A 12,435-nucleotide genomic window follows, 5' to 3' on the forward strand; every position below is an offset into this window, starting at 1 on the left:
GGTCTGCGACAGCAATTGCCCCTCCGGGTCGGTGACGACGTGCAGCCGTCGTGGCGGCTGGCCGCGCCGTTCCCCGCGCCCCCGAAGAACCCCGGGCTGCGCCCGGACCGTGGTCAACGGGTGGACATGAAGTCAGCGGTGTAGTCGCAGAGCGCCGCGCGATCATGCGTTCCGGTCTTCGTCAGGAGACTGGCCACGTGTTTCTCGACGGTGCGCGTCGAGATGTGGAGCCGCGCGGCGAGCGCCTTGTTGCCGAGGCGGTCGACGAGGAGCCGGAAGACGTCGTACTCGCGGAGGGTGACGCCGAGCGCGCGGAGCTGCTCGGGGATGCGGTCGGTGCCGGCGCGGCGCTGCCGCACCATGACGCCGAGGGTGCGCAGCCGCGACCGGCACGCGCCGGCCACGGCGACGACCCCCGCCCGGTGGAAGAACTCCTCCGCTTCGACGAGCCAGCGGCGCGGCTCGCCCCAGCCGTCGGCGAGCGCGCGGTCGGCGACGAGCCGCAGGCCGAGGTGGCGGGCGGTCGGGAAGACGTCCGCGCTGTCCAGCGCGGCGCGCAGCGCCTGCTGCGCCTCGGCGCGGTGCCCCTCACGCCCCAGCAGCACCGCCTCGGCGAGTTCGACGAACTGCCGGTTCCACCGCATCTGCGCGGCCTGCCCCGACCGCTTCCGCTCGAACTCCTCACGGCTGCCGCCGTCGAGGGTGGCGAGCAGCAGCAACAGCCCGTGCGTGCCGGAGAAGTGGAAGAAGCTCTCCTGTCCGGGCGCGCCCGCGGCAAGGCGCGCGGCGACCGCGTCGGCCTGCTCGCGGTCCTCCTCCAGCAGCGCGCAGAACAGCTCGGCCAGCCCGCGGGCGAGCGGCGCCTCGCGGGACTGCTCGCCGCCGCCGGCCCTGAACTCGGCGAGCGCGGCCCGCATCTGGGGCCGCTTGCCCTGGTGGGCGGCGACGACCGCGCGCAGCATGAGCGCGTACCGGGTCACCGAGTGCAGCTGCAGCCGGCGGGTCTCGTCGAGGGAGCCGTCGAGCAGCGCGGTGGCGTGGTCGAAGTCCGAGCGCAGCACCGCGTCGAGCGCGAGCATCACGCCGGCGTTGTGGGCGAGGCTGACGCAGCCGGTGCGCAGCGCCTCACGGTGGGCGTAGGCGAGGGAGTCGGTGGTGGCCTCGGCGAGCCACGCGTTGCTGCCGAGGCCGATCAGCCCGTGGTTGCGCCACGTCATGAGGTCGCTCTCGGTGGCGATCCGCAGGGTGCGGCGGAAGCAGCGGTCGGACTCGGCGAGGGACCGGCCGCGGGTGGCGAACCCGACGGCGTACCACGCCTGGCAGGCGAGCGCCGGGTCGTCGCGCTGCTCGGCGCCCTCGATGGCGCGGCGCGCGAGCTGCTCGCTCTGCTCGATGCGGCCCTGTTCCGCGCCGGAGACGGTCAGGTACGCCTCGACGGCGTCGATCCCGGCGGCGTCGCGCTGTCCGGCGTCCGGGGGGAGCAGCGCGCGGGCGGCGGCGACCTGGTTCATGCCCTCGTCCCAGCGGCCGGCCACCTCGGCGGCCCAGGCGAGCCGGACGTGCAGTTCGATGCGGCGCTTGAGGTCGATGCCGGTGTCGACCCGGCGCAGCCGGTCGACGACCTGCGCGGCCCGGTCGAACTGGCCGTCGTCCGCCAGCGCGAACAGCAGCGTCTCCAGCAACTCGCGGTGCACCGGGCCCTGTACGGGTCCGTCGGGGGCGTCGCCGAGCATCCGGTGCGCCTCGTCGAGTACGGCGATGGCGGTGCCGGGGCCGCTGCCGGCCAGGGCGCGGCGGGCCACTTCCAGGTAGAGGGCGGCGGCCGCGTGCCGCTCGCCGGCGTGGCGGCGCAGCCGGGCCGCGAGGTGGCACCAGGTGCCGGGCAGGCCCGGGTACAGCTCGTCGACGGCGTCGGCGGCCCGCACGGACAGCTCGGCGCGGTCGACGGGGGTGAGCAGCGAGAGCAACGCCTCTTCGGTCAGCGGGTGTTCGAAGGCGTACCAGTCGGGGCCGCGCTCGTCGTCGTGGAGCAGCAGGCCCTCGGCGACGGCGGCGCGCAGGTAGTCGCGCAGGATGTTGTCGTCGGGTCCCGCGCAGCGCCGCAGCACGCTCAGCGGGAACGCCCGCCCGAGGACGGCCGCGGCGGACAGCACCCGTACTCCGTCCGGCCCGAGCCGGGCCGCGCGCTGCTCGACCGCCCTGGCCAGCGTGAACGGCACCCGCCCGCGCCAGGCCCCGGACCGCGACGGCGGCCGCGGGTAGGCGCCGGCCGCCGGTACGAGGTCCGGGCCAGGGGCGGCGAGCGCCGCCGCGGTGGCGGCGTCCGCGCCGTGCGGCCGCGCCCGCACCGCCCCGCCGGGCGGCGTCCCCGGCCCGCGACCCGCCGTGTCCCCGGGCAGTGCGGCGTCGCCTGGCAGCGTGACGGGACCGCGCGGCGCGGCGTCCCCGGGCGGCGGGACCTCATCGGCCGGCGTGACGGCCCGGTGCGGCGCGCCCGCCCCGAGCCGCGGCGCGGCGCCGTTCGACGACCCGCCGCGCGCCGCGCCCCGCGAGGCCGGCTCCCAGCGCCCGTCCACCGCCCGCAGCAGGCCCTCGGCGAGCATGCCGCGGATCAACTCCTCGGCGACGAAGGGGATTCCGCCGCTGTCGGCGAAGACCTGCGCGGAGACCTCCTCGGCCAGTTCGGCGGGGTCGCAGCCCAGGCAGGACGCGGCGAAGGCGTGCACCTGCCGGTCGCCGAGCCGTCCGAGCGGTACCAGGGTCCCTTCGCGGCGCTGGGAGACCGCGTTGGCCAGTTCGAAGGCGGCGGACGGCGCGCTGCGCACCGTCGCGACGACGGCGACGGGCTGCGCGGCGAGGTTGGCGGAGATGTACTCGATCACGGCGAGCGTCTCGGGGTCCGCGTCGTGCAGGTCGTCGATGAGCAGCAGGCAGCCGCGGCCCTTGCCGCGGGCCGCGGCCAGCCTCAGGACGGCCTCGGCGAGCACGATGGGCGACTGGTCGCAGTCCTCGCCGTTCGACCACTCGGGCACCAGCCGGCCGAGCACCGGCAGGTAGGGCCCGAGGGCGTCGGCGGGCGGCGCCTCGCCGGCCCGGGTGAGCGAGAGCAGCGCCTCGGTGAGCGGCCGGAAGGGGACCGCGGGCCCGGTGGCGGTGCACCGGCCCTTGAGCACGGCCATCCCGGCTTCCACGGCGAGACCGACCGCCTCGGCGGTCAGCCGGGTCTTGCCGATCCCCGGTTCCCCCGCGACGAACAGCGTGGTGCCACGGCCGTCGCGCGCGTCGCGGAGGGCGAGGCCGAGGGCGTCGAGCTCGTCGTCACGACCGACGAGCGCGGCGGCCCGGCCCCTGGACGGGTTCGTCATCCTGATTTGCGACTCCGGTCTTCCAGCGTGCGACACGAAACCGATACCCGAACACGTGCGCTGATCAACTGGAACGAATTCTACCGGCACCGCGCAAGGGCCGGCGGGCCCCGATCACCCCGCGGGCTCGTACCGGAACCAGTCGAACTCCGCGTATCGGTGCGGTTGTTGCTGGTCGGCGGGCTGCCGTGGGCGGCTTTCCGGTACGGGCGCCGAGCCGGTCGCGTACGGTCCGAGGACGACGCCGGTGAAGCCGCCCGCGGCCTGGCTGCTGAGGAAGCGGCCCTCCACCGTGCCCAACTCCCGCCGTCCGTGCGGTGGCTGCACGCAGGAGAGGGTGTACTCCTGGCCGCGTGCCTGCACGCCGATCCGCACCGGTCCCTCCTGGAGCGGGAGCTCGGCCAGCACCGTCTGCGCGCCGCATCGCCGCTCGGTCAGCCGCGCGACCTTGCGGCCCTGCCCGTCCAGGGTGACCAGCGCGGTCAGGTGGTTCTCCGGGTTCTGCAGGACCGCGAGACCGGCGGCGTCGCCGGGCGCGGCGGGCTCGAAGTCCAGGGCGGTCTCCGCGGCGAAGTCGATGTGCTGCTGGCGGCGGCAGACGAACGCGGGGGTGGCGGGCTCGGCGAGGGTCCGCGGGAGCAGCCGCAGCCGCAGCCGGCCGGACCGGCCGGGCCGCCCGGTCAGTACGGCGGCCTCGCCGAGCGGTCCGCGCAGGGTGTTCCAGTGCGGGCCGAGCGTGTCGCCCTCGAAGCGGTCGACGGGGTCCTGCGACGGCCACGGATACGGGGTGAGCCCCACCTCGGCCCGCTCCTCGACCCGCCCGACGCCCGGGTTGACCACCGGCCAGCCGTCCTCCCACACCACGCGGGCCACGAAGGTCTCCCGGCCGAGGTTGGCGTACCGCCCGCCGTACATCCGCGAGCCGAGCAGCACCGCGTACCAGTCGCCGCCGGGCGTCTCCACCAGGTCGGCGTGGCCCACGCCCGAGACCGGGTAGGCGAGGCCGAGATGGCGGTGCGTCAGCACGGGATTGGCGGCATGGTTGAGGTACGGGCCGGTGACGTGCCGGCTGCGGGCCACGGTGACCGCGTGCTCGTACTCGGTGCCGCCCTCGGCGAGCACCAGGTAGTACGCCCCGCCGTAGCGGTACAGGTGCGGGCCCTCGGCCCAGCGGGCGTCGCGCAGCGCGCCGCGGAACAGGACGTGGTCGGGGCCGGTGAGCCCGCCGGTGGCCAGGTCGAGGGAGCGCAGCCAGATCTCGGTGTGCCCGGCGGCGTCCAGCTGCCGGGTGCCCAGCAGGTAGGCCGAGCCGTCGTCGTCGAAGAACAGCGAGGGGTCGAAGCCGGGCGCCTCCGGCAGCCACACCGGGTCCGACCAGGCGCCGGCCGGATCGTCGGCGCTGATCAGGAAGTTGCCCGAGGCTCCGAGGCCGTCGACGAGCGTGCACACCAGGTGGAAGCGGCCCCCGGCGTGCCGCAGCGTCGGCGCGTACAGGCCGCCGGAGGCGCGGACGCCGCCGAGCGCGAGTTGCCCGGGGCGGTCCACGGCGTGTCCGATGGGCCGCCAGTGCACCAGGTCCCGGCTGTGGTGCAGCGGGATGCCGGGGAAGAACTCGAAGGAGGAGTTGGCCAGGTAGTAGTCCTGCCCCACCCGGCAGACCGACGGGTCGGGGTGGCAGCCGGGCAGGACGGGGTTGTCGGCGTAGAGCGTCATGAGGGGGGCGGGCTCCGGTAGGGATCGGCATCGAAACTTTCGATATTCTTCCGAAAGTTGCTGGCCGACCGTAGAATCGCGCCGAAGCCGGCGTCAAGACCCTCGACGCCGTCGGCCAGGGCGGCGCGAGCCGGAGGGGGCACGAGTGGAGGAGCCGGCCGGGGCGCCGCCGGACGGGATGCGCGACGCGACACACCACGCCACCCGCGACGCGACGCCCGGACGCGTGACGATCGCCGACATCGCCCGCGCGGCGGGCGTGTCGCTGCCGACCGTCTCCCGCGTGCTCAACGGCCGCACCGACGTGGCCGCCGCCACCCGCCGCCGCGTCGAGGACCTGCTCGCCCTCCACGGCTACCGGCGGCGCACCTCGCGCGCCGCCGCCCGCGCCCACCTCATCGACCTCGTCTTCAACGACCTCGACAGCCTCTGGGCGGTGGAGATCCTGCGCGGCGTCGAGAAGGTCACCCACGACGCGGGCGTCGGCGCGGTCGTCTCCGCGGTCCACCACCAGGCGTGGTCCGCGCAGCAGTGGCTGGCCGGCATCCGCTCCCGCAACTCCGACGGCGCGATCCTCGTCACCGCCGAGCTGGCGCCCCGACTCCACGCCGAGCTGCGGCGGCTGGGCATGCCCGCGGTGGTCATCGACCCGGCCGGGGTGCCCGCCTTCGACATCCCCACCATCGGCGCGACGAACTGGGCGGGCGGCCGCAGCGCGGTCGAGCACCTGCTGTCGCTCGGGCACCGCCGCATCGGCATGATCACCGGCCCCTCCGCCGTCCTGTGCAGCCGGGCCCGGCTCGACGGCTACCGCACCGCACTGGACTCCGCGGGCGCCGGCGCCGACGAACTCCTCGTCCGCGAGGGCGACTTCTCACACGAGTCGGGCTTCGCGCACGGCGCCGCGCTGCTCGCCCTCGACCGCCCGCCCACCGCGGTCTTCGCCTCCAGCGACCAGATGGCGCTCGGCGTCTACGAGGCCGCCCGCCGGCGCGGCCTGCGCATCCCCGACGACCTCAGCGTGGTCGGCTTCGACGACCTGCCGCAGGCGCGGTGGTCGCCGCCCCCGCTCACCACCGTCCGCCAGCCCCTCGCCGAGATGGGCGCCGCAGCCGCCCGCGCCCTCCTCGGCCTCGCCGACGGCGAGACCCCCGACGGGCTCCGCATGGAGCTCGCCACCCGGCTGGTCCTGCGCCATTCGACGTGCCCGCCGCGGCGCTCATGAGCCCGAAGGGCCGCGAGGAAACACGGCGGCGTGCGGATTCACCCGAGTGCCTCGTCCTGGCGTCCCCCCGGCCCTCGTTAGTGCGGGTAGGAACACGCCCACACGACCCGGACGGCACGAGACCATGTATGAGTACGACGACCGCGGACTGCTCGTCCCCACCCCCTTCTTCGAGCCGGAGCCGGACGAGACCCGCCGGCAGCAGTGGGACCTGGACGCCGAGTTCGAGCAGTTCTTCCGGCCGCCGTACCAGGAGGAGCCGCCTCCCGAGGACTTCCAGCCGCCGCCCGCGCCCGCGCCGCTGCCCGAGCGCGCGCCGCGCGTCGACCGGCGCCGCAGGCGGACCCGCCTGATCCGGGTGCAGGTCCGCTGGCCGGCCGTGCTCGGCCACGGCATCGCCGGCGTCACCGCCACCGTCACCGGCACCGTCAGCGTGCTCGCCGGGATGATCTCCTACGGCCCGCTGCGCCTCCTGGCGTCACCGACCGCGAACGGCCTGGCCAGCACCTGGCCGCTGCTCGTCTACGGGCCCTGGGTCGCCGCCTGCCTGTCCATCCTGCACGCCGCCCGGCACCGCAAGCACGTGCGGGCCGCCTGGTGCGCGGTGATCGTCTTCACCGGCATCTGCATGGCCCTGTGCATCGCCCACGCCCCGAAGACGGTCACCGCGATCGCCACCGCCGGGCTGCCGCCCGTCTCCGCGCTGGCCTGCTTCCACCTGCTGTTCCGGCAGCTCACCCTCCTCCAGCCGCGCCACGCCAAACTCCCCCGACAGCGCAGGCGATGATCGAGGACCCGCGCACGCTCGAGTGGTTCGTCCAGGGCGTCCACCGCACCGGCTCGCCGTACACGCCGGGGGAGTCCCACGTCGTCGTCGCACTCGCCGCGGTCAAGGAGATGATCGGCCTCGTCGCGCGCGGGCACGTCCACGAACAGGAACTCCTCGACGTCCTCGACGCCTGCGCGCTGCGGCTGTGGACGGACGATGATCCCGACGGCGCCGCCGCCGCGTACGACTGCACGGACGACTGCCCCGTCTGCCAGGACGCCCGTGCGGAGTTCGACGCGATCGCCGCCGCCTCGTACACGCACAAGGTCCGGCTCGCGGACCCCGAGCAGTACCCGTACGCGGCGGAGAAGAGCACGCTGCACCGCAGCGGCTGCCCCCGGGTGGCCCGGTTCGTCGGCCACGCCGAGCCCCTCGGCTCGACCGCCTCCCTCGCCGCGCTGCCCGCCTTCGCCCACGACGGCGTCTGCACGACGGCCTGGGCGGCCGGCATGCAGGTCATGGCGGCGGACGAGGCGGTCGTCTGGGCGCGGCACCAGGTCGAGCCGCCCGAGGGCGCCGGCTACAAGCTGTGCCGGTACTGCCTGCCGGCCGTCCCCGGCACCGGCACGTCCGATCCCTGGGCGTACGCGGTGCGCTAACGCTGGCGCTGTGCGCGGGCGAACGTGACGAAGTGCGCCCACTCCTGCGCGTCAAACGCCAGGGAGGGTCCCTGGCGGTCTTTGGAGTCCCGTACGTGGACGGAGGCCGCGTGCGCGGCCACCTCGACGCAGTTGTCGCCCGAGTCGCCGCTGTAGCTGGACTTGCGCCAGGAGAGGGCGACCTCGATGCAGTTGTCGCCCTGTCCGCTGCTGTAGCTGCTCTTGAACCAGGCCAGGTCGGGCGTGCTCATAGCTCTCCTCGCATCCGCTCCAGCAGGCTCCGGGTTTCCACCGGACTGAGAGCCTGCGAGCGCAGTTTTGCATACCGCAGGTGGAGCACGCTGATCGCTTTTGCGTCCGTGACGAGCTGACCCGTCTCCTGGCCCTCGGAATAGGCGAACCAGCGGTTCTCGGGTGTCTCCAGAAGCACGATCGGGCCATTGAGCCCAGGATGGACCCCCACGTCCAGCGGCAGGATCTGCACCTCGACGTTGCGACGTGACGACGCCTCCAGAACGCTGGTGATCAGTTCGCGAGTGACGTCAATGCCACCGGAGCCGCGTAGAAACAGGTGCTCGTCCAGCACGAAGCTGAATGCGATGTGCGGATTCATCAGGAGCACTTGGCGTTCGAGTCGAGCTGTCAGCTGGGTCTCGATCTCCTCGTCGCTCAGCGGCGGCAGCCGACCCTCGAACAACGCCCGCGCATACGCCTCGGTCTGCAACAGGCCCGGGAGCAGGCGGCACTCGTAGGTGCACAGCGCACTCGCCGAAGTCTCCAGCCGCGCCCAGCGACGAAACCAGGTCGCGAGTCCGGCCTGACGCCGAACGTGTGCGATCGCCTTCCGTAATGCACCCGTGTTGCCGAGCACCGGCTCGGCGCGCACGACGAAGTCGGGGTCGGGCATGCGCCGACCGGTCTCGATCGACGCGATCGTGTGCTTCGAGAGGCCAACGCGGCGGCCGAACTCCTCCCGGCTCAAGCCGGCATGCTCGCGCAGCCCCTGCACCACCGCTCCGAACGTCCGCAGACTGTCCGACGGTTCGGGCTCTCCGCCGAACGCGCTGACTCCCTCGGCCACCGGGCCCACCTCCCCTTGCACCGTGACGTGACGGCCCAGCGTCACAGTCGGTGACGCGTACCGTCCACCCCTTGCGTATGTACGCTGACGGACCGTACATGGGGGCCCGCTACCTACAGAAACGTTGCGTCAGGCGTGGGGCCGGAGGTGACGCAAGGTGACAACTTCTCGTCAACTGCGCTGTCACAAGTGCCTACTTGTGATTCAGGAGGAGACACAACTAAAGTGCAAGTGCAGGGTTCGAAGTGAGGCAAGAAGGGGTGCGAGCGCCCGTCGTCCGGTCCGTGTGATCCCCCGACACACGGGACCGGACGACGGCCGCACGTACCCCTTCTGCCGTAGGGCCACGCTCACGCTGCGTGCGGCGTACGTCCAGCTCTGAGGCGCGTACGCCGCCGGACCGTACAAGGCGGGGCGCTGGTCAAGGCCGGTGCGGCCAGGACAGATTGGCGTCATGAGCACATCCCCACTCTCAGAGATCCCAGGAACGGCCCTCACCGAGGGTGAGTTCGCCGAGCGCGTGGAGCGGTTCGGCGCGACGCGGCGCGGGGCGCGGGCGGCCCGGCTGATCGCGGTGGCGCAGCTGGCGCGCTGGGGCGTACCGCCGGAGTCCGACGCCGGGCAGGCCGCGGCGCTGATCGTCGCCGAGCTGGCGGCGAACGCGGCGACCCACGGACGGGTCCCCGGACGGGACTTCGAAGTCCGCCTCGCCCTGTCGCCCGGCCTGCTCCGCATCGACGTCAGCGACACCCGCGCCGAACGCATGCCGTCCGCACCGCGGTCGCCGCGGCAGCCCGCGCCGCTGGCGGACGGCGGGCGCGGTCTGGTGCTCGTGGACGCGCTCGCCACCTCGTGGACCGTGCTGGCCCGCCCGCCGGGCAAGACCGTGCGGGCGGAACTCGCCCTCCCACCGGCCGGATCGAGCCAACTGTCAGCGGGGCCTCAGGCGGTCGGCGGCGGGACGGCGGCGGCCAGCGCGGAGTGCGGCAGCACGTCGGTCAGATAGCTCTCGACGGTGGTGTCGAGGCCCACGTCGTGCCCGGCGCGCTCGGAGAGGTACCAGCGGTGTTCGAGCAGCTCGTGGTAGATCTGCGCGGGGTCCAGACCGGCCCGCCGGTCCAGCGGCACCAGGCGGACGGCCGGCCGGAAGACCTGCCGCACCCAGCGGTGCGCGAGCACCTCGGGGCGCGCCCCGAGCGGGTCGCCCGGGGCGTAGTCGTCCTGGGTGGCCATCCAGTGCTCAAGGTCGTTGAGCAGGCTGCGCGCCTGGTTCTCCTCGGTGTCCAGGCCGGTCAGCCGCAGCAGTTGGCGCTGGTGGTGGCCGGCGTCGACCACCTTCGGCAGGAAGGTCACCTGGTCGCCCCCGGGCGAACGCTGGATCTGCATCTCGGCGACGTCGAAGCCGAGGTCGTTGAGGCGGCGTATCCGGTCGTCGATGTAGTACCGCTTGCTCGCCGGGTACACCGACTCGCGGGTCAGCTCGTGCCACAGGTCGGCGTACCGGGACACGATCGCCTCGCCGAAGGTCACCGGGTCGACGGACGGGTGCAGCGAGCCGCCGGCCTCCAGGTCCATCAGCTCTCCCGCGATGTTCACCCGGGCCAGCTCGATGTCGTAGTCCCGCTGCCCGCGGCTGAGCTGGGGGTGCAGTTGGCCGGTCTCCGCGTCGACGAGGTAGGCGGCGAAGGCGCCCGCGTCGCGGCGGAAGAGCGTGTTGGACAGCGAGCAGTCGCCCCACGCGAAGCCGACCAGGTGCAGTCGCACCAGCAGCACGGCCAGTGCGTCCAGCAGGCGGTTCACCGTTCCCGGGCGCATCGTGGTCTCGAACATCGAGCGGTACGGCAGCGAGCCGTTCAGATGCCGGGTGATCAGCGCGGGCTCCAGCGGCTCGCCGTCCGCGCCGACCCGTCCGGTCACCACGGCGATCGGGTCCACCGCCGGTATCGCGAGGCGGTCCAGGTCGCGCAGCAGCCCGTACTCGCGGACCGCCGCCCACTCGCTGACCTCCTTGATCGCCACCACCTCGTCGCCGGCCATGGCGAACCGCACGACGTGCCGCGAGATGCCGCGCGGCAGCGCGACCAGCGACTCGTCCGGCCACTGCTCCAGCGGCACCGACCACGCGAGGTCGAGCAGCTTGGACGGATGGCCGGCGTCGAAGGCCCTGATCTGCAGCGGCATGGCGGGGTCCTCACGTCGAGCGGGCGCCGGTCCCGGCGCCGGTGCGGGCACCCGGTGGTGCACGCCGGGCAGGCGAACAGGCTGTCGGACGTAGCGTAAACGGTCACCGGAAGCGCACCCCACGAGTAGCCGCCGGGACGGCCGGTTCGGCACCGTGACGGAGGGGGGCCGTGGGACACTCGTCGACGGCTCGTCGAAGGCTCTCCGCACGTCGGAACCCCGTTATGGAGGACACCACCATGAGCAAGGCCGCCGTCATTCGCTACGAGACGAAGCCCGAGGCCGCGGAGGAGAACCAGCGGCTGGTCGAGGAGGTCTTCGCGGCCCTCGACAAGGCGCGGCCCGAGGGGCTGCGCTACACCACCCTGCGGCTGGAGGACGGCGTGACCTTCGTGCACGTCGTGCTCACCGAGGGGGACGCGGACCCGCTGCCGGAGCTGCCCGAGTTCCAGGCGTTCGCGCAGGGGATCGGCGAGCGCATCGTGTCGCCGCCGGTGCGCGGGGGCGCGCAGGTGATCGGGTCGTACCGCTTCCTCAGCGAGTAGGCGGCGGCCGTCCGCGGCGGGAGGCGGCGGGCGGTGCGGGTCAGGGAGTCAGCCGGCCGCGACGGGGACGGGGATCGCGGCGGCCGCCGCGGCAGCGGCCGGCGGCTCGGGCGCGGACCCGGGCTCGCGCTCGGGCCGGGGCATGCTGCCGTCCAGCCGCAGGGCGTCCAGCAGGCGGTCCACCGCCCGCGGGTCGCCGGAGAGCGTGAGCCGGCCGCACGCGGCGGCCTCCGCCACACCCTCCTCGCCGGTCAGCACGGCGAACATCGTCTCCAGATCCGCGCCGACCGTCGCGGCCGGCCGGTCCGCCGCGCCGCGCGCCACCGTCAGCTCGCCGCCCGACGCCCGCAGCACGAAGCAGTCGTCCCCGACCAGCAGCGCGTAGCTCGCCTCCAGGCCCGCGCCGGCCACCGGGTCGAAGCGGGTGCGCTGCCAGAGCATCATCGAGTCCACGCTGCGGTACGGCTCCGCGGGTCCCGCGGACCGCACTCCCCACCGCCCGAGCAGCATCAGCGCGGGCTCCAACTCGTATCCCCACTCGGTGAGTTCGTACACCCGGCTGCCAGCGGGCGGCCCCAGCTTGCGCCGCCGCACCACACCGCCGGCCTCCAGCTCCCGCAGCCGCAGCGCCAGTACGTTCGGACTCGCGCCGGACATTCCGGCTTGAAGGTCGGTGAACCGCTTCGGTCCGAGCAGCAGCTCCCGGACCACGATCAACGCCCACCGCTCGCCCACCAGGTCGAGCGCTCGGGCGATTCCGCACCCGTCTCCGTACGTGCGCTTCGTCGACATGACGACCAACTCCCGCACTCCGCCGAAGTGATACTTACGTTGCAAGAGTACCTGGTTGTGTTTCAGGAGGAGTTCCACGCAAGGGCCGGCGGCGTCCGAAACACG

Annotated in this window: 11 protein-coding genes; 5 read left to right on the forward strand and 6 right to left on the reverse strand. The window is 73.9% G+C overall.

Going from position 1 to position 12,435, the window contains the following annotated elements:
• Nucleotides 1–113: 113 nt before the first annotated feature.
• On the reverse strand, nucleotides 114–3,365 hold the full coding sequence (locus V2S66_RS15275; protein WP_330795622.1) for a helix-turn-helix transcriptional regulator: 3,252 nt from the start codon (nucleotides 3,363–3,365) through the stop codon (nucleotides 114–116).
• Between the two features lie 114 nt (nucleotides 3,366–3,479).
• Entirely contained in the window at nucleotides 3,480–5,078 is a 1,599-nt protein-coding gene (locus V2S66_RS15280; RefSeq protein ID WP_330795624.1) for a glycoside hydrolase family 43 protein, read from the reverse strand.
• Nucleotides 5,079–5,256: 178 nt separating this feature from the next.
• Here V2S66_RS15280 and V2S66_RS15285 point away from each other — a divergent pair, with 178 nt between their 5' ends.
• The 3 genes from V2S66_RS15285 to V2S66_RS15295 all read left to right on the forward strand — a co-directional run bounded on the left by V2S66_RS15285 (nucleotide 5,257) and on the right by V2S66_RS15295 (nucleotide 7,731).
• On the forward strand, nucleotides 5,257–6,303 hold the full coding sequence (locus V2S66_RS15285; RefSeq protein ID WP_330795626.1) for a LacI family DNA-binding transcriptional regulator: 1,047 nt from the start codon (nucleotides 5,257–5,259) through the stop codon (nucleotides 6,301–6,303).
• A gap of 124 nt (nucleotides 6,304–6,427) precedes the next feature.
• On the forward strand, nucleotides 6,428–7,090 hold the full coding sequence (locus V2S66_RS15290) for a hypothetical protein (protein WP_330795627.1): 663 nt from the start codon (nucleotides 6,428–6,430) through the stop codon (nucleotides 7,088–7,090).
• On the forward strand, nucleotides 7,087–7,731 hold the full coding sequence (locus V2S66_RS15295; RefSeq protein WP_330795629.1) for a hypothetical protein: 645 nt from the start codon (nucleotides 7,087–7,089) through the stop codon (nucleotides 7,729–7,731). The genes V2S66_RS15290 and V2S66_RS15295 overlap by 4 nt, the downstream gene beginning before the upstream one ends.
• Here V2S66_RS15295 and V2S66_RS15300 read toward each other — a convergent pair.
• Together V2S66_RS15300 and V2S66_RS15305 are read right to left on the reverse strand one after the other, a co-directional pair.
• Entirely contained in the window at nucleotides 7,728–7,982 is a 255-nt protein-coding gene (locus V2S66_RS15300) for a DUF397 domain-containing protein (protein WP_330795631.1), read from the reverse strand. The two genes, V2S66_RS15295 and V2S66_RS15300, sit on opposite strands and share 4 nt — an antisense overlap.
• Nucleotides 7,979–8,812 (reverse strand): helix-turn-helix domain-containing protein, encoded by an 834-nt coding sequence (locus V2S66_RS15305; RefSeq protein WP_330795634.1) that lies wholly within the window; start codon nucleotides 8,810–8,812, stop codon nucleotides 7,979–7,981. The genes V2S66_RS15300 and V2S66_RS15305 overlap by 4 nt, the downstream gene beginning before the upstream one ends.
• A gap of 454 nt (nucleotides 8,813–9,266) precedes the next feature.
• On the opposite strand from V2S66_RS15305, the gene V2S66_RS15310 reads away from it, so the two are divergent.
• Complete coding sequence (locus tag V2S66_RS15310) at nucleotides 9,267–9,818, forward strand: ATP-binding protein (protein WP_330795636.1); 552 nt, start codon at nucleotides 9,267–9,269, stop codon at nucleotides 9,816–9,818.
• Here V2S66_RS15310 and V2S66_RS15315 read toward each other — a convergent pair.
• Nucleotides 9,755–10,993, reverse strand: coding sequence for a DUF4032 domain-containing protein (locus V2S66_RS15315; RefSeq protein WP_330795638.1), 1,239 nt, complete (start codon nucleotides 10,991–10,993; stop codon nucleotides 9,755–9,757). The genes V2S66_RS15310 and V2S66_RS15315 overlap by 64 nt on opposite strands.
• Before the next feature lie 239 nt (nucleotides 10,994–11,232).
• Here V2S66_RS15315 and V2S66_RS15320 point away from each other — a divergent pair, with 239 nt between their 5' ends.
• A complete protein-coding gene (locus V2S66_RS15320; protein ID WP_330795640.1) occupies nucleotides 11,233–11,538 on the forward strand; it encodes a hypothetical protein in 306 nt (101 codons plus the stop codon).
• Nucleotides 11,539–11,586: 48 nt separating this feature from the next.
• Here the strand turns inward: V2S66_RS15320 and V2S66_RS15325 are convergent, their stop codons facing one another.
• The gene (locus tag V2S66_RS15325; protein WP_330795643.1) at nucleotides 11,587–12,330 is read right to left on the reverse strand and encodes a winged helix-turn-helix transcriptional regulator; all 744 of its coding nucleotides are present in this window, start codon (nucleotides 12,328–12,330) and stop codon (nucleotides 11,587–11,589) included.
• Nucleotides 12,331–12,435: the final 105 nt, after the last annotated feature.

This window comes from Actinacidiphila polyblastidii (assembly GCF_036353415.1).
GTDB classification, from domain to species: Bacteria; Actinomycetota; Actinomycetes; order Streptomycetales; family Streptomycetaceae; genus Actinacidiphila; species Actinacidiphila polyblastidii.

Excerpts from the sequence above, each read along its gene's own strand:
- V2S66_RS15295 (WP_330795629.1), top strand. The coding sequence starts at position 7,087 with ATGATCGAGGACCCGCGCACGCTCGAGTGGTTCGTCCAGGGCGTCCAC.
- V2S66_RS15285 (WP_330795626.1), top strand. The coding sequence starts at position 5,257 with ATGCGCGACGCGACACACCACGCCACCCGCGACGCGACGCCCGGACGC.
- V2S66_RS15315 (WP_330795638.1), bottom strand. The coding sequence starts at position 10,993 with ATGCCGCTGCAGATCAGGGCCTTCGACGCCGGCCATCCGTCCAAGCTG.
- V2S66_RS15300 (WP_330795631.1), bottom strand. The coding sequence starts at position 7,982 with ATGAGCACGCCCGACCTGGCCTGGTTCAAGAGCAGCTACAGCAGCGGA.
- V2S66_RS15280 (WP_330795624.1), bottom strand. The coding sequence starts at position 5,078 with ATGACGCTCTACGCCGACAACCCCGTCCTGCCCGGCTGCCACCCCGAC.
- V2S66_RS15325 (WP_330795643.1), bottom strand. The coding sequence starts at position 12,330 with ATGTCGACGAAGCGCACGTACGGAGACGGGTGCGGAATCGCCCGAGCG.
- V2S66_RS15275 (WP_330795622.1), bottom strand. The coding sequence starts at position 3,365 with ATGACGAACCCGTCCAGGGGCCGGGCCGCCGCGCTCGTCGGTCGTGAC.
- V2S66_RS15310 (WP_330795636.1), top strand. The coding sequence starts at position 9,267 with ATGAGCACATCCCCACTCTCAGAGATCCCAGGAACGGCCCTCACCGAG.
- V2S66_RS15320 (WP_330795640.1), top strand. The coding sequence starts at position 11,233 with ATGAGCAAGGCCGCCGTCATTCGCTACGAGACGAAGCCCGAGGCCGCG.
- V2S66_RS15290 (WP_330795627.1), top strand. The coding sequence starts at position 6,428 with ATGTATGAGTACGACGACCGCGGACTGCTCGTCCCCACCCCCTTCTTC.